Origin of the sequence: Xanthomonas sp. NCPPB 4467 (assembly GCF_041475665.2) — a bacterium.
Classification (GTDB): Bacteria; Pseudomonadota; Gammaproteobacteria; order Xanthomonadales; family Xanthomonadaceae; genus Xanthomonas; species Xanthomonas dyei.
Map to the genome: position 1 here is coordinate 3,142,859 of NZ_CM191260.1, position 16,772 is coordinate 3,159,630.

The 16,772-nt window shown below is 60.4% G+C and carries 7 protein-coding genes and 1 pseudogene; 5 read left to right on the plus strand and 3 right to left on the minus strand.

All coding sequences use genetic code 11. From position 1 onward, the window contains the following. Window positions 1-194: 194 nt before the first annotated feature. The 5 genes and pseudogenes from htpG (at window position 195) to ACCQ06_RS13905 (ending at window position 8,754) form a co-directional block, all read left to right on the plus strand. The gene (htpG, locus tag ACCQ06_RS13885) at window positions 195-2,099 is read left to right on the plus strand and encodes a molecular chaperone HtpG (protein ID WP_316686473.1); all 1,905 of its coding nucleotides are present in this window, start codon (window positions 195-197) and stop codon (window positions 2,097-2,099) included. Window positions 2,100-2,355: 256 nt separating this feature from the next. Next, a pseudogene (locus tag ACCQ06_RS13890) lies at window positions 2,356-2,472 on the plus strand (JAB domain-containing protein); the annotation flags it as partial. A gap of 642 nt (window positions 2,473-3,114) precedes the next feature. Continuing rightward, window positions 3,115-7,362 (plus strand): RHS repeat-associated core domain-containing protein, encoded by a 4,248-nt coding sequence (locus ACCQ06_RS13895; RefSeq protein ID WP_316686475.1) that lies wholly within the window; start codon window positions 3,115-3,117, stop codon window positions 7,360-7,362. Next, a complete protein-coding gene (locus tag ACCQ06_RS13900; RefSeq protein WP_316686477.1) occupies window positions 7,352-7,864 on the plus strand; it encodes a hypothetical protein in 513 nt (170 codons plus the stop codon). The genes ACCQ06_RS13895 and ACCQ06_RS13900 overlap by 11 nt, the downstream gene beginning before the upstream one ends. Window positions 7,865-8,319: 455 nt before the next feature. After that, a complete protein-coding gene (locus ACCQ06_RS13905) occupies window positions 8,320-8,754 on the plus strand; it encodes a SymE family type I addiction module toxin (RefSeq protein WP_316686479.1) in 435 nt (144 codons plus the stop codon). A 210-nt stretch (window positions 8,755-8,964) separates the two neighbouring features. Here ACCQ06_RS13905 and ACCQ06_RS13910 read toward each other — a convergent pair whose 3' ends face one another. From ACCQ06_RS13910 to ACCQ06_RS13920, 3 genes are all read right to left on the minus strand, one after another. Beyond that, window positions 8,965-11,340, minus strand: a complete 2,376-nt coding sequence (locus ACCQ06_RS13910; RefSeq protein WP_316686481.1) for a beta-L-arabinofuranosidase domain-containing protein — start codon at window positions 11,338-11,340, stop codon at window positions 8,965-8,967. A 160-nt stretch (window positions 11,341-11,500) separates the two neighbouring features. Then, window positions 11,501-14,395: a TonB-dependent receptor domain-containing protein gene (locus tag ACCQ06_RS13915; RefSeq protein ID WP_372364374.1), complete on the minus strand. Its 2,895-nt coding sequence runs from the start codon at window positions 14,393-14,395 to the stop codon at window positions 11,501-11,503. Between the two features lie 590 nt (window positions 14,396-14,985). After that, a complete protein-coding gene (locus ACCQ06_RS13920) occupies window positions 14,986-16,740 on the minus strand; it encodes a DUF6055 domain-containing protein (protein WP_316686483.1) in 1,755 nt (584 codons plus the stop codon). Between the last annotated feature and the right edge of the window lie 32 nt (window positions 16,741-16,772).

Sequence of the window (16,772 nt, forward strand, 5' to 3'; positions counted from 1 at the left end):
AAGTGGCAGCATGGGTCGGAATGCAGGCGATGGCCGCCCATGATACCGCTGCCGCCGGCATGCCCGCCCCGCCCGTCCGGGGCACCGACGCGCCACACCTTCGCGCAGGCACGCCTTGAAAAAAACCGCCGACGGCCTCATCCCCCAGGCCATCGGCCGCAGTGCGGCCCGGACCACCATGGAGCACGACCCCAATGACCGTTGACACCGACAAGCAGACGCTGGGCTTCCAGACCGAGGTCAAGCAGCTGCTGCAGCTGATGATCCATTCGTTGTACTCGAACAAGGAAATCTTCCTGCGCGAGCTGGTTTCCAACGCTGCCGACGCCGCCGACAAGCTGCGCTTCGAAGCCTTGGTCAAGCCCGAGCTGCTGGAAGGCGGCAGCGAGCTGCGCATCCGCGTCGACTACGACAAGGACGCGCGCACCGTCACCATCGACGACAACGGCATCGGCATGAGCCGCGACGATGCGGTCTCGCATCTGGGCACCATCGCCAAGTCCGGCACCGCCGACTTCCTCAAGCATCTGAGCGGCGACCAGAAGAAGGACGCCAACCTGATCGGCCAGTTCGGCGTCGGTTTCTACAGCGCCTTCATCGTCGCCGACCAGGTGGACGTGTACTCGCGCCGCGCCGGCCTGCCCGCCAACGAAGGCGTGCATTGGTCCTCGCGTGGTGAAGGCGAATTCGAAATCGCCAGCATCGACAAGCCCGAGCGCGGCACCCGCATCGTGCTGCAACTGAAGGAAGGCGAAGATTCTTTCGCCGACAGCTGGACCCTGCGCGGCATCCTCAAGAAGTACTCCGACCACATCGGGCTGCCGATCGAAATGCGCAAGGAGCATCACGGCGAACAGGCCGATGCGCCCGCCGAGCCGGAGTGGGAAGCGGTCAACCGCGCCAGCGCGTTGTGGACGCGCCCCAAGTCCGAGATCAAGGACGCCGAATATCAGGAGTTCTACAAGCACGTCGCGCACGATGCGGGCAACCCGCTGGCGTGGAGCCATAACAAGGTCGAAGGCAAGCTGGACTACACCTCGCTGCTGTTCGTGCCCGGCCGCGCCCCGTTCGACCTGTATCACCGCGATTCGGCCAAGGGCCTGAAGCTGTACGTGCAGCGCGTTTTCATCATGGACCAGGCCGAGCAGTTTCTGCCGCTGTACCTGCGTTTCATCAAGGGCGTGGTGGATTCGTCGGACCTGTCGCTCAACGTCTCGCGCGAAATCCTGCAATCCGGCCCGGTGGTGGACTCGATGAAGTCCGCGCTGACCAAGCGCTCGCTGGACATGCTGGAAAAACTCGCCAAGGACAAGCCGGACGATTACGCCACCTTCTGGCGTAACTTCGGTCAAGCATTGAAGGAAGGCCCGGCTGAAGATTATGCAAACCGCGAAAAGATCGCCGGCCTGCTGCGTTTCTCGTCCACGCACGACACCACCGGTGCGCAGAGCGTGGGTCTGGCCGATTATGTGAGCCGCCTGGCCGAGGGCCAGGACAAGCTGTACTACCTCACCGGCGAGAGCTACGCGCAGATCAAGGACAGCCCGCACCTGGAAGTCTTCCGCAAGAAAGGCATCGAAGTGCTGCTGCTCACCGACCGCATCGACGAATGGCTGATGAGCTACCTCACCGAATTCGACGGCAAGTCGTTCGTTGACGTGGCACGCGGTGACCTGGACCTGGGCAAGCTGGATTCGGAAGAAGACAAGAAGGCGCAGGAAGAAGTCGCCAAGTCCAAGGAAGGCCTGGCCTCGCGCATCAAGGCCGCCCTCGGCGACGATGTGGCCGAAGTACGCGTCTCCCACCGCCTGACCGACTCCCCCGCCATCCTCGCCATCGGCCAGGGCGACCTGGGCCTGCAGATGCGCCAGTTACTGGAAGCCAGCGGTCAGGCCGTACCGGAAAGCAAGCCCGTGTTCGAATTCAACCCCGCCCACCCGCTGATCGAAAAACTGGATGCGGAACAGGACATGGACCGCTTCGGCGATTTGAGCCGCGTGTTGTTCGACCAGGCTGCGTTGGCGGCGGGCGATAGCCTCAAGGACCCGGCCGGGTATGTGCGGCGTTTGAATAAGTTGTTGTTGGAGTTGTCTGCTTAAGGCTTACGCCAGAATTGTGATACGCAAAGACCGGCGCATGCGCCGGTCTTTTTTTAACGTCTAATGCTGGCTTATGGCAGATGTTTCGCTCGCGCTGCAGTTCCAATTAAACATTGAAAGTCGTCACCAGAGCATTGAACGCGCAACAGTACACACTGGGAGTGCAGCAGGCATGCCATCTGCACTGGCGGCATGGATAGCACACAAAACGATCGAATTGACCTCACTCCGGCGATGCACCAAGGAAGGCTGCAATGATGAGCAGATCACTGATCGTTTGACGCAAGCGTTAGCACGTCTCGACATCGGGATGCTGGGCCACTTGGTCATCGGTGGGCGTCAGCACACCAGCCTGGCGGAAAGGGGGATATAGCCCCCGAGTGCAGGCTAGCAGTGCTAGCCCAGAGCCGGCACGCATTTAGAAACGCAGGCCTGCCTTTCCCACTTCCAGCGCTGGGCCATGTCGCTAGCTAGCAACGATCAGTGCTTCCTGACGCTGCATTCAAAGTGTTAAGCTGCATGCTCTATGAACCGCCACAGCTTACGCAAAGATTAGGCTGTTGCGAAACTAAAAATATTTGAGGGCGGAATGGAATCTACTTCGCAGCGGTTGCGTTTTGACGTAAAGCGTATAAGCGTAACTTTGCTATTTATATGCCTTGGCTTTTTTGCTTTTAATCAGGCTGCGCAAGCCGATGGTCCAGATGCGCATTGTGCTAGCAGAGCCGATGATTGTTCGTTTGCACGTGCCAGCGCGGTCGCCGATGGTTGGCTAAAATATTTTAGTGACCCTCAGAATTACCCTCCAAGTATTCAGCCGTATTTGGTTGATCTGCCAGCCCCGCCTGGTGACGAGTTCGCGTCCTTGTGCGTTCGATGGAAAAATTATGGTGATAGCTGTTGGTGGTTGTCATATTACAGGGCGCGGACATTTCCACCCTATCCGGGAGATGCTTGCAGCGGTAGACCCACGAAATGCACTCGCGCAATTGCTGCTGCACTTGCAAGAAAGGCGGTGGACTATCATCAGCAGCGGATGCCCCAGACAGGGGCTTATTTCAAAGAATATATGGAGGGGGACAAGGTCGCGGGTTATTGCTCCCAGTGGTCAAGTCCGGACGGATGTTTTTATCTTGCTTTGTTTGCACAGGATGAGGCTGATTACGAGCCTGCTTTAAGTCAGGGTCCACCTTCCTGTCAGTCGCCTAGCCTCAGTTGCGGCAACCCCATCAATGTCGGCACAGGGAATAAATACCAGGTAGAGACTGACTGGAACGATGCTGGCCTGCCTAAATTTCTGCGTTATTACAACAGTGATCGTGCAGGTTTAGCAAATAGCGACTTAGGCGCTTTTTGGACACATACGTATAGCCGCAGCGTGGTGTTGAAGACTGTCGATGGTGTATCAAAAGTCGAGGTTTACCGACCAACTGGCGGAGTTGAAGTATTTTCGCTGTCAGGCAGCCAATGGGTGCCAAACGCCGGAATATCAAGCTCGCTGACGGCAGTCGTTGACTCCTCAGGAGCAACGATTGGTTGGGAATACAGCTCGGCTAAGAAGGTCGAGCTTGAGAAGTATGATGCATTTGGACGTTTGACCGAGATTTTGCAAAGAGGTGGGCAGCGCATAAGAATTAGCTATACCTTCCCAGGGGCCGAGCAGCTTGGGAAAAGAATTTCTCAAGTCAAGAATGACGAGGGAAGGTGGCTGTCGTTTCAGTATGACATCAGTGGGATGGTCGCTGGTATCTCAGATTCTGCTGGGAACGGTGCTGCCTATGCTTACGACGGCTCTTCTTTCTTGGGTTCGGTCACGCGTTCGGTCGGTTCCCGGAGATATGAATACAACGTCCGAGACTACACGGATGGCGCAGATCTTCCGGGCGCTTTGACCGGAATATTCGACGAGAATGGGGATAGATTTGCGACCTACTTCTACGATCAGAAGGGTAGAGCCATTGCAACCCAGCATGCCGGTGGGGTAAACCGTTTCGCTGTTGCTTACGGTGACGGCGGCGGTAGTCATGTCCAGACAGCATCAGGCGCTTCCGAGACACGAGGCTTCATTTCTATCAATGGACAGAAGAAAGTCACCACTCTTGCGGCGGATTGCACAAACTGCGTTCAGCAGCTAGAGACCTATTCCTACGACAGCGCGGGGAACTTGGACAAAGTCTCACGCGCGGGTAGTTATTTATACGATTACGATTATGATTCTAATGGCATCTTGGTCAGGAAGTCCGAGGGCTCAGCTGATAGCGGGGCTGTGTTGCGATCCTCTAATTACGAGGTTGATCCCAACTTTGGTCTGCCGCTTGCTTATACGCTGACCGAACAGGGCAAATTGGTCCAGAAACAGGAGTGGTCCTATAACGCCAGAGGCCAGACCCTGACCACGGCGCAAATAGATCCCGCTAGCGGTATAGCTCGGATCACGACACAACGCTACTGCGAAGATGCGGATGTCGCGGCAGGCGCATGCCCTTTGCCGGGTTTGTTGCTGGCCAGTGTTGGCCTGCGCAAAGACATCGCAGACAGCACGAATTACAGCTACTACCTCAGCGACGGTGCTGGCTGTGGACTTGTGTCTGCTGCCTGCTCCTACCGCAAAGGCGACCTATGGAAAGTCACCAACGCCATCGGCCGCGTCACCGAGTACCTCGCCTACGACGGCGCCGGCCGCCCGCTGTCCATCAAGGACGCCAATGGCATCGTCACCGACTACACCTACCACCCACGCGGTTGGCTGACCGCCACCAAGGTGCGCGGAAGCGATGCGTCCAGCGAGGCCGATGACCGCATCACCCGCATCGACTACTGGCCCACTGGCCTGGTCAAGCAGGTCACCCAGCCTGATGGCGCGTTCACTGCCTTTACCTACGATGCGGCGCATCGGCTGACCGACATGACCGACAACGCGGGCAACACCGTGCATTACACGCTGGACAATGCCGGCAATCGCATCAAGGAAGACACCAAAGATGCGGCAGGCACGTTGAAGCGCATGCTCTCGCGCGTCTACAACCAGCTCGGCCAGCTCAAGACCCAGGCTACCGCGGCCAGCGATCCGACCGACTTCGAGTACGATGCCAACGGTAACCCCACCAAGGTCACCGATGCGCTGGCAACCGCCACGCAGAGCGAGTACGACCCGCTCAACCGCCTCTCGCGCACCCTGCAGGATGTGGCAGGCATCAAGGCCGACACCACCTTCGACTACGACGCGCTGGACAACCTCACCAAGGTCACCGACCCCAAGGGCCTGGACACCAAGTACGAGTACAACGGCTTCGGCGATCTGGTGAAGCTCACCAGCCCGGACACCGGCGTCACCAGCTACAGCTACGACAGCGCCGGCAATCGCGCCACCCAGACCGACGCGCGCGGCAATACCACCGCCTACGGCTACGACGCGCTCAATCGCCTGACCAAGGTCACCTACCCCACCACCAGCCTCAATGTCGCCTATACCTTTGACGTGACGCAGGCGGCCTGCACCAGTGGGGAGACCTTCTCCGTCGGTCGCCTGACCAAAATGCAGGATGGCGGCGCGATTACTCAGTACTGCTACAACCGCTTCGGCGATCTGGTGCGCAAGGTGCAGACCAGCAACGGCAAGGCGCTGGTGTTGCGCTACGACTACACCGTTGGCGGCCAGCTGCGGCGCATGACCTACCCAGATGGCGCAGTGGTCGATTACGTGCGCAACGCGCAAGGCCAGACCACGGAAGTGGGCGTCACCCCGGCCGGCGGCAGCCGGCAGGTGGTGCTGGGCAACGCCAGCTACTACCCGTTCGGCCCAGCCGCCGGTTGGACCTACGGCAATGGCCGCACCCTCGCCCGCCAGTACGATCTGGATTACCGCCCGCAAGCGATCCAGGACACCCGGCCCGGCGGGCTGGAAGTGGGCTTCGGCTTCGACCCGGTTGGCAACCTCACCGCACTGACGCCCGCTGGTAATTCCACGCCGGAGATCGGCCTGGGCTACGACGCGCTGGGCCGCCTGACCGGCCTCACGGACGGTAGTACCGGCACCCTGATCGACGGCTACAGCTTTGATGCCACCGGCAACCGCCTCAGCGCCAAGGTCGGCGCGGCTACGCAGATCTACACCTATCCGACCGACAGCCATCGCCTCAGCGCCGTCGCTGGTGTGGCCCGCACTTACGATGCCGCCGGCAACACCACCGCCATCGGCGGCACCGCCCGCCAATACACCTACGACACCACCGGCCGCATGACCCAGGCCCGCCGCGCTGGCGCGGTGACCATGAACTACCGCTACAACGGACGTGGCGAGCAGGTGCGCCGTTTCCTCGGCACCACCAACACCTATACGCTCTACGATGAAGCCGGCCATTGGCTGGGCGACTACGACAGCAACGGCGCGCCCAAGCAGCAGGCGATCTGGCTGGACGACCTACCGGTGGGCCTGCTCGCCAACGCGAACAAACCGCACTACATCGAACCCGATCACCTGGGCAGCCCGCGCGTGGTCATCGACCCCACCCGCGATGTCGCGGTATGGACATGGAGCTTGAAGGGCGAAGCCTTCGGCAACACCGCGCCGAATCAGGATCCGGATGGCGATGGAGCATCGCTGGTGTTGGATATGCGGTTCCCGGGACAGCGGTTTGATGCGGCGAGTGGGTTGAATCAGAACGGATTTCGAGATGGATACGACTCAGGAAGCGGTCGATACACGCAACCCGATCCGATTGGTTTAAAAGGTGGAATTAGCGCATATGGATATGCTCAGCAGACTCCATTGATTGCCGTTGATCCGACGGGCCTTGCTGCATTCCTAACTCCCATTCCACCGGCGAATCAAAGACCAGCAGGAAGCATTTACTGCGTCGACGGCGTGATCAAGCCATATTTCAATTACGATCTTTGGCCTAAAGAGTTCCAGGAGTGCAAAGACGTTTCGGATTGTTTGATGGCACATGAGATGTCTCATGTCGGAGATGCTAATCGAGCCAGTCCCGGCCTGTGCCGCAGAGGCCCCTTGCAATGGATGGGAATTGGTACAACGCCAATGAGCGTTACCTTTCCAAGCACACCTTATCCCGGGAGCGCCTACAGTGAATTAGATGTGTCCGAATTCAGAGCACACACTGTTGAACTGTATTGCCTGATGAGCAAGTTGAAGTCAATGAATGGTCAGTGCGATGAAAAATGCAAGGCCGCTGTCGTACGCAGAATCAGGCAAATTACGCGCAGCTCCATACCTGCAATAGAAGGGGACACCTATGGGCAGTAGAATATCTATTTTTTCATTCCTGATTCTCCTCCCTCTTTCGGCTGCGGCAAGTCAGGATATGAAAGTAGATGTCAGCGTCATTTGCAGCAAGCCCACATCACTAATGTTATACGTTAGAAATACCACCTCCACGCCAGCAGAGGTATCGGAAGCTGCACTACCATGGAATTACTCAAAAGTACTTTATGCAGAAGCATTCAAAATTTCAGATGGAAAATCAGAAAAATTGATACGAGTTGCACCTACCGCCAACTATTTAAGAAAAATAAAATTTGCACCACAAGAGACACTTAAAGGTGAAATAAACCTGACACAAATATTTTCCAGGTTCGACAATGCAAACGAAAATGCAAATTTAATTATTTTCTACAAAATAAGAGAAATAACAGAGCAAGGCATAAAATTTAAGGGCCGCTCTGGCGCAGTTTTTATTCCCAAGAAGAGCTTTTTCGGACAGGATTGCCCTGTAGCATTAAATCCACAATTGCAACTCTCACCATGAAAGTAATTCGTCGGCGCGGCGACGAGTAGACACTCAACAACACAGACGCACAGATCTTGAGTTTTCAGGGTTATGAGTGGATCTACTACGGCAGCAGATCAGCCACCATGTCCTCTACACCAAGCAGTTGACATCCCAAGCAACCAGTAGCAACCTCTGCCTCAAGGAGCGTAGAAACTCCGTGCATAGCGGTACCCACCTCCGTCAAACCGGTGGGTTTTTTGTGCCTGTTCGCAGGGGCAAGCCGACGCGATGCCTGCGTCGGGAGGGCGGCTAATACAACACTCCTTCGGGAGGAATACGCCCGCCGACTATGCACGGTTTCTAACCTCCCGACATCCCGTCGCCGGCTGGCGACGGTGCCTGTTCTTGGAAGGAGGCGTTTTCATGGCAGATGTATCGATAGTGCAGATGGGTGAGCGTCGTCGCTCCATAGTGCTGGCGGAGGTGAGGCGATGAGCAGGGCGCCGTCTTCAACCGCCAAGCGGACCAAACCAAACGCCAAACGCACCGTTACCGCGAAGCGGGCGACCACGCTGGTAAAAGACACGCAGCCTATACAGCTGGTGCCGTCGCCCTCGTTCGATGTGGACGATCTCGACTCCGATCGTCACACCAGGCCTCGCGCTGACAATCTACCGCAGCGCCCACCGCGCAAGGCCCGCACCCCCACGCGCTGCAAGGTGGGTTATGCGTTCTACGAGGCGGAAGCCGGCAGGCCGCATAGCCAGCGGATTCCTAGCGTGCGCTTGCGCGGGCTTTGGCTGGAGCAGCTGGGGTTTGCCGTTGGCTGCAAGCTGCAGATCACTGCGCGCGAGGGTGAGTTGGTAGTGAGGTTAGTAGACGATTTTAGCCAGCTAGGCAGTGAAGCGGATCCATTGTGCGGTTGAAACTGCGCTGGGGCTTCGCCTCCGTACCCTCACCCCAACCCCTCTCCCGGAGGGAGAGGGGCTTTATGCTGGCACGCTTGAGAGCTTGGATGCTCTTGCTGGGTTCGCGCTTACGCTCACTCTTTGCAGTCTGCTGTTTGGACTGCCACCCAATAAAGAGCGCAACCGCTGTTGCTGACATCAGTAATGCGCGCGGTAGGGTTTTCACGCTCACGCCGACTCCAACACCCAACACCCGAACGCCGGCCCTGCCGAGTAGCCGGTTTCCGGTTCGATGCGGATCTGTAGGGTGGCGCGGCCGGCCACTGCGGTGGGCAAGGCGTAATCCACGTCGATGAAGTCCAGGCCGCGATTGCCGTCCAGGCGTTCGTTGGCGATGAGTTCGCCGTCGGCGAGGATGCGGAAGCGGCGGCGGGTTTCGTCGCCCCAGTAGCGTAGGCGCAGGATGCGGGCCTGGGCGGTGTTGCGCAGGGTGAAGGCGATGAAGCCGCCGGTGCGGGCGTCGCGGCCGGCGCGGCGGCGGTAGCTGAGGGCGTAGGAGCTGTCGCTGCTGAGCGCGTGTGCCTTTTCCGATGCGTCGTCGCCCAGGGCGACACGATCCAGTGCGCGCGCGTCGAGTGCGCGTTGTGTTGCGTCCGCTGCCGTCTGCTCGGCCTGGCGTTGTTGCCAGGCAGCGGTATCGCGATGTTCCAGGTAGACGGCGCTGCGGCGATCGAACTGGGCGTAGAACGGGGAAAAACGCCATTGCTGGGCGCCATCGGCATAGGCGTAGTGGCCATGAGCCGGCAGCGGCTGCAGACGTTGCAGGACGTCATCGCCACCGACCAGCGCCGGCGTTTTGTTGTTCCATGGTGTTGCGGCATCGCCGAGGTCGGCGGCCAACACCAGCGGGCCGCGCATGACGGCGACCCATGCCGGGTCGTCGGGTGTGGGTTCCAGGCGCAGGGGCATCTCCAGCTGCAGGGACACGCTGTCGCCGGCGGTCCACAGCCGTTCGATACGCAGATAGCCCTCCACTGGCTGCAGTGTCTGCAGCTGGCCGTTGACCTGCAGCGTGTGCGTGCCGGCCCAACCGGGCACGCGCAAGGCGAGCGTGCGTGTGCCTGCCGGCGCGGCGTCGATGCGCAGTGTTACCTGGCCTTGCTCGGGAAGCGTGCTGCGCAAGCTCAGTGCGAAGCCCGCTGCATCGCGCACGCTGGAGGGCACATACAGATTGACGTAGACGCCCTGCCCGTCTTCCCAGTAAATCGAGTCGCCAAACTGCGCGTGCGCCTCCATGCCGCTGCCGACGCAACACCAGAAATCGTCGAACGGTGTGGACCAACCACGCGCTTCGCCAGCCAGCAGCGGTGTCATGTAGGTGAACATGCCGGTGCGCGGGTGTTGTTGCGCCATCACGTGGTTGAGCAGCGTGCGCTCGTAGTAATCGAAATACGCCGCCTGCGGCCCCCATTGATATAGATGCCGGGTGAGCTTGAGCATGTTGTAGCTGGCGCAGTGCTCGCAGGTCTGCTCGGTGAGGAACTTGGAGATGCTGTCCGGCTGCTGGAAGTATTCTCGGTCGCCGTTACCACCGATCACATAGGTGTGGTGGTCGGTGACCGTGTGCCAGAAGAAACGCGCTGCCGCGCCGGAGGCGGCGTCGCCAGTGACCTCGTACTCGCGGGCAAGGCCGATCAGCTTGGGGATATTGGTATTGGAGTGCTGGTGGACCAGTTCATCGCGTTGGGCGACCAGCGGGTCGAGCACGGCGTGATGATGCAGCCGCTGCGCAAGTGCCAGCCACTGCGCATCGCCGGTTTGCACATGCAACTCGACGAACGATTCGTTGAGGCCGCCGAATTCGCAGGACAAGACTTTCTGCAGCTGCGCATCGTCCAACGCTGCGAAGATGCCCTGCAGGTAACCACCCAGCCCCACCGCCACCTGCAGCGCCTGCGCATTATCGCAGTGCGCATGCACATCGAGCAGGCCGGCGAACAGCTTGTGCCAGGTATACAGCGGCGCCCAACTGCCATTGAGATAAAACGGTGCAGGGTCGATCTTGCCGCGCTTGAGTTCATCGAACACCGCGCGCCCGCTTTCGATCTTTCCTGCCGCGTTCTTGCGGGTGAAGCCGGCCACGTAGCCATCGCCTGCATGCGCCTGGCAACGTGCCAGTTCGCTCACCAGATACGCGGCGCGTGTGGCGCATTGCGCATCGCCGGTTTGCGCATGCATCAACGCCAACGCGCTGAGATAGTGGCCGAGCGTATGGCCGGCAATGGTGTCCGCTTCCCAACCGCCGTAGGCTGGCGCCTTGGGGTCGAGGCCTGCGTACAGCACGAAGTTGTGCAATAGCCGGTCCGGCTGCAGCCGCATCAGATAGCGGCGATTGGTGTTGAGCGCATCCAAAAACAGCGAGGGTGTCAGGCGCACCTGAGCAAGCGGCACCGCGCGCATGCTGCCCGGCTGCGCGGCGCTGGCGTCGGCGGGGAAGCGCAGGAAGCCCGCCGCCACTGCCAAGCTGCTCCAGGCCAGAAAACGCCGCCGCGACAGGGTCAACGCATGCTCGGTGGTGCGCTCGGTGTTGGATGGCTCGGTCATGAGGTCAGCTTAGCTCCTGCCGCTGTTTGCAGACTGCGCGCGCCGTTACAGGCCAGGCTGCCAATCACGATATAGAGCGCCTCCGTCACATGGTCTGCCGCTGCCCGATCGGATCGGGCAGCGGCAGTGCGATCAGACAGCGCAGTCGATAGGGCCGCACTCAAAATTTCACCGTCGCGCGCGCCCAGTAGAACCGGCCAAGCAGATCGTAGGTGGCCACATCGGTATTCGCATTGCCGACATTGTTGGAGTAATACAGCGGCGGCTGTTTGTTGGCGACATTGTCCACGCCCACTTCGAAGCGCGTATGCCAGGGCTGCACGTTGTAGCCGAGCTGCAGGTTGTTGTAGACGTAGGCGCCGATGTTGCGCACCACCGTCGGCTGGCTGGAGTCGGCCGACAGGCTCTGGTCCGGATCCGAGTTACCGATGGCGGTGTTGCCGACATAGCGGATGCGCCAGGTGGCGCTCCAGTCGTCCAACGCCCAACTCACCGTGCCCAGCGCGCGCCAGCGTGGGAAGTTGCCGTATGCCTGGGTGTAGCGGCCCACATTGTGGATGGTGACCGAGCTGGGGTCGGTGGTATCGGGCAGCACGTCGTAGCGGGTGAGATAGGTGCCGTTGAGGCCCGCAGTGAGGTTGCCCCATGGCGTGGATGGCAGCCGATAGGTCAGATTGAAGTCCATGCCCTTGGCCCACAGCTTGCCCAGGTTGACGGTGGGCTCGGCGATGTAATTGATGGTGCCGTTGCCGTTGCGATGGATCAACGCGCAGAACGCGCTTGCCGAGTTGGCGTAGCACTGGTTGAGCACCGTTTGCGCGGAGACGGTGGTGATGGTGTCTTCCAGATCGATACGCCACCAGTCGGCGCTGATCGACAGGCCATCGATCCACTGCGGGTCGTAAACCAGGCCCACGTCGTACGACTTGCCGGTTTCCGGCTTGAGTTGATAGCCGGCCACTGCCGCACCGGATACCTTGCCCGACACCTGCCCGTCCGATTGCTGGTAGCTGCCGTCGGTGGGCACATTGGCGCAGGCCACGGTATTGCCGCCGGTATAGCCGTTGCAGGGGTCGTTGACGGTGGCCGCATCGCCTGCCACGCCGGCATACAGCTCGTTGATGTTGGGCGCGCGAAACACCTGCGAGACGGTGCCGCGCACCAGCAGATTTTCGATCGGGCGGTACTCCAGCGACACCTTGCTATTGGTCTTGCTGCCCACCGAGCTGTAATCAGAAAAACGTGTGCCCAGGGTGATATTGAGCGCGTTGATGCCGGGCAGATCCTTGAGCAGCGGGAACAACGCTTCGGCATAGGCTTCCTTGACGTCGAAGCTGCCGCTCAATGTGGACGAACAGTATTCGATCACCCCGCACAACCCGTTTTCGTCGCCGGTCCACAGCGCATCGGATGCCGTCGTGGAGCGCTCCTTGCGATACGAAAGCCCGGCCGCCAGGCTGGCCGCACCGGCCGGTAGGTCGAACAGCGTGCCGTTGGCATTGGCTTCGAATTGTTTAACCGTGTAGACGCTGGTCACGATCGGGTTGACCACCATGCCCTGCAACGTAGACAGGTTGGAGCTGTCGTTGAGGTTGAAGAAATTCAGTGGTGTGCAGCCAGCGACTGACGCGCCCGCGCTGCCGCATTTGACTGCGCCGTCGCTGTCCAGAAACGACGGCCCGATGGCTCGATTGAACGCGGCATAGTCCAGAAAGCCGTTATTGATCGACTTCTGCTTGACCTTGCCATAGTTGAAGTTTGCATCCCACTGCCAGGAGCTGTCGCCGAAGCGACCACGCAAGCCCGGGCTGATCTGGAAGTTGTAGGTGTTGTATTGATAACTGCGGTTGCCTAGCACCGTGGCGCGGGTATTGAGGTCGTTGTACGAGGTGCCGGTGGTGCGGTCGGTACCGAAGTTGACGCCGAACGGGTTGTAGTAACTCTGCGACGACACCAGGATGTTGTCGCCGTTGGAGAAGATGGGGATCGGCGCGATGATCGAGGCCGATTCGGTTTTACTGAACCAGGTGTTGACGTACCCCTCCACGCTGTCGCTGAAGCGAAATGTGCCCAGCAGGAAGGCATTGGTGCGCTTTTGAGGGGTCTGCAACAAATTGAACGGCTGATAGTTGTAGGAATCGGCCGTTGGGTCGTAGCAATGGAAATCGCCTGGACCGGCGCGACCGCTGACGCCGCCATTGAGCGTGACCCGCGCACAGCCGTTGGCCTGCCGAAGCTGGTTGGACTGATCGGAGCCATCGTTGAAGTTGACCGTGCCGGTGGGTGTGGCAGAAGACCCCTGCTTCACCGGCACGCCATCGGTCAGTGCCAGCGCATCCTTGGAGTAGTCGCGCGCACCGGCCGAGACCGGGTCGATGTTGTGGTACGACAGCCCACCGATCAGGCTGCCGCGCTCCCAGGTCTTGCCGGCGGTGAGTGCGAAGTTGCGCCGGTTGCCATCGCGCTCGCTGCTGGTACCGAAGTCGCTGCTGAACTGCACGCCGTCGAAGTGCGTGCGCAGGATGAAGTTGACCACGCCACCGATGGCGTCGGACCCGTACACCGCCGAGGCGCCATCGCTGAGCACCTCGATGCGCTCGATCATGCTGGACGGAATGGCGTTGACGTCGTTGTACGCAAGCCGGATACCGTTGACCAACACCAAGGTGCGCTTGTCGCCCAGGCCGCGTAGCGAAATCGCCGACGCACCGGTGCCGCCGCCGTTATTGGTGTACGGGTTGGTGGCGTTGCCGGCGATCGATGGCAGTTCCTGCAGCAGATCGCCCACTGTGGCCTTGCCGGTTGCGGCGATCTGTTCCTGGCTCACCGTCACCACCGGGTTTGCGGTTTCGGTATCGACACGGCGCAGGCGCGAGCCGGTGACGACCACGCTGTCCAGCGTCTGCGTCGCGTCGCCGTTGCCGGCCTGTTGCGCACGCGCAGGAACCGCAGCGCCTGCGGCAAGCGCAAGCACCAGCGCGGAGGCGAGCATGCTGGGCAGCGGACCCGGCCTGGTCACGGTGCGACGAGGAATGGGCAGCGACGACATCGACATGCAAGGCTCCTGATTCGAAAAGCGGCTAAACGACGGGCAACACACGCCCGTACCGGCATGCGCCAGTGCGGGTCAGAACAGTTGGAAGACAGTGACCGCGACGAAATTCTTCGCCATGGCTTTACCGCAGACGCAGACATCCCTCAACGCGCGCGATCAGGCTCGATCGCGCAACCACGCGTGGCATCCGATGGAGGTTGATTCGTTCATGGAGTCGCCCATGCGCTCCAGTTTCATCAGCTGGTCACAATGTGCCTGTGCGCACGCGCCACGTCTTGTCGCATTTGTCGACCTTGCATGCGGAAAACAGCATGGTTGCCATGCGCATGGGTGTGCGTGCAGGCAGCGCTGTGCCACCTCGGCGTGCTGGTGTCGCCTGCCGCACATCGAGAGCGACCACTACAACGCCTACGTCCGCCAGACCAATGCGACGATGCGCAGTGCTGCATAGAGTGCGTCCAGGGCGGCTTCGCAGTGCCGCCCGCACCCCGCTGACGCGCACTGGCGACAGTTGGTGTTGGCATACGCCGACCGCAGGTCCAGAGCGTGGACCTGCCGTCGGGGACGCTCATCGCTGCAACATCAGCGCCTCATCTGCATGCCGTCTCATCGGTACGATGGCCATTGGTGTTCCAGTTCTGATCCAGCCCATCGGTTCCTGTATAGGCCGAGCAGGTGCTGGCCGAACCCGACAGCGGCGTAGCGCCGGCGATGCTGACTTCGTACGGAAACTGCACCGGCTTCTTGCCTGCCAACTGTTCGACGATGGTCGGCACGATGCTGTAGCGATACGGCGTGGCCGTGACGACCAGATAAGTCTGTTTGGCGCCCGCCGGCAGCGCCAAGCTCACTGTGCTGCTTGCCGTCGCCTCCACTGCCGCCAGTGCTGCATAGGTCGGGCGGGACTGCGCATCCACACTGACCAGGGTAAAACGCCACGCCGCCTGGTCGGCCACGGTCTTCCCCTGCAAGCTCACGCTGATTGTTGTTGCTCCGGTCTGCGGTGTCAGCGGAATGATGTGGGTGCCATAGATGTTCAACGGCCGCTCCGGCGAGGAGGCATACCGGCCGCGCGTGGCCAATGCCTTTAACGGCACATAGCGTTTGGCGGCGGCGCGGTCCTTGCTGATGTCGAGCAAGGCCTTCTGGCTGAGGAAGTCGAATGCGGCAAGCCGCGCACCGTAGCGCCCGATGGAATCGGCAAACGAACGAAAACCCTGTGGAAACACGCCCTGTTGCTGACCAAGGCGGACTACGGTCTGCATCGGCATCTCCACGGTATCGCCAGCGGCATTACGCTGATTTTTCAGCCAGATGTCCCAGACCAGCGAACGGGTTGCATCGGTTTCGGCCAGAAACATCAACAACGGATGTGCGCCATAGCGGTTCTCCGGAAACAGCGGCCCGTTCTCAAGATTCGACTGGTAGTACGCCACCGTAGAATCGTCCATCCGCCCGGTCTGGAACGCGCTCCAGTTGGCGTGGGTTTCCCAGAACCAGCCGGCGGCCTGCAGATTGCGGTAACCACCGCTGTAGTACTGCAAGGTGTGCACGAACTCATGCGCCACCGAATGCGAGCCGTACCCAAGCGCCCAGGACGAGATGCCGACCGCCTGCCCGCCACTGGCGCCGCACTCTGTGAGATCGCCACCCTGCACATAGGGCACCCCGGTGCCGCACAGGTAGACATTGATGCGTTTGGGCGTCGTTGCGTCGGCATAGGGCATCGGCGCACCGAGCAGGTTGGCATTCATCTGCCAGACCTTTTCGAACCAGGCGGCGCTCTGGGTAACGAAGGTCGTCCACGCAACGCCGCGCTTGGCCACATCGCGATAACTCTCCCCAGCCGTATTCACCCCGTACCAGAAGGCGAAATGCTGGGTCTCGTATTTTTTCGCGGATCCATTGGCCAGCATCGCGGCGGTCATCGTGTCCGGCTCGGCCTCGGTCAGATACGTGCGCCGATCCACCCGCGCCGGATGCGCCTTGGCAACGGTGGCGACGTACTGCCGGTCCGACGCTGCGAAAGAAGGCAGCTGATAACGCCGTCGGCAACCATCGGGATATTCCAGTACCACCGATCGCACCGACACCGCCGAATCCTCGCCGAACGCAGTGACCAACCTGGCCTGGAACGGCGGCCCCTCGGCAGCGCCGACCGCGTTCAATGCGGCCGAACCGCCGCTCGGCGTCCATGTGCGTAACGGCTGGGCGGCGCCCCACGGCGCATCGCTGGAACGCGATTGACACCCCACTGTTTCCGCCGCCGCGGCGATGCCAGGTAGCGTTGCCGATAAGGCGGTTGCCAGGATCGCGTTGGCGATGACGCGTGTTCGATGTTGCATGACATTCTCCAACAAGCCACGCCGGAATGGCG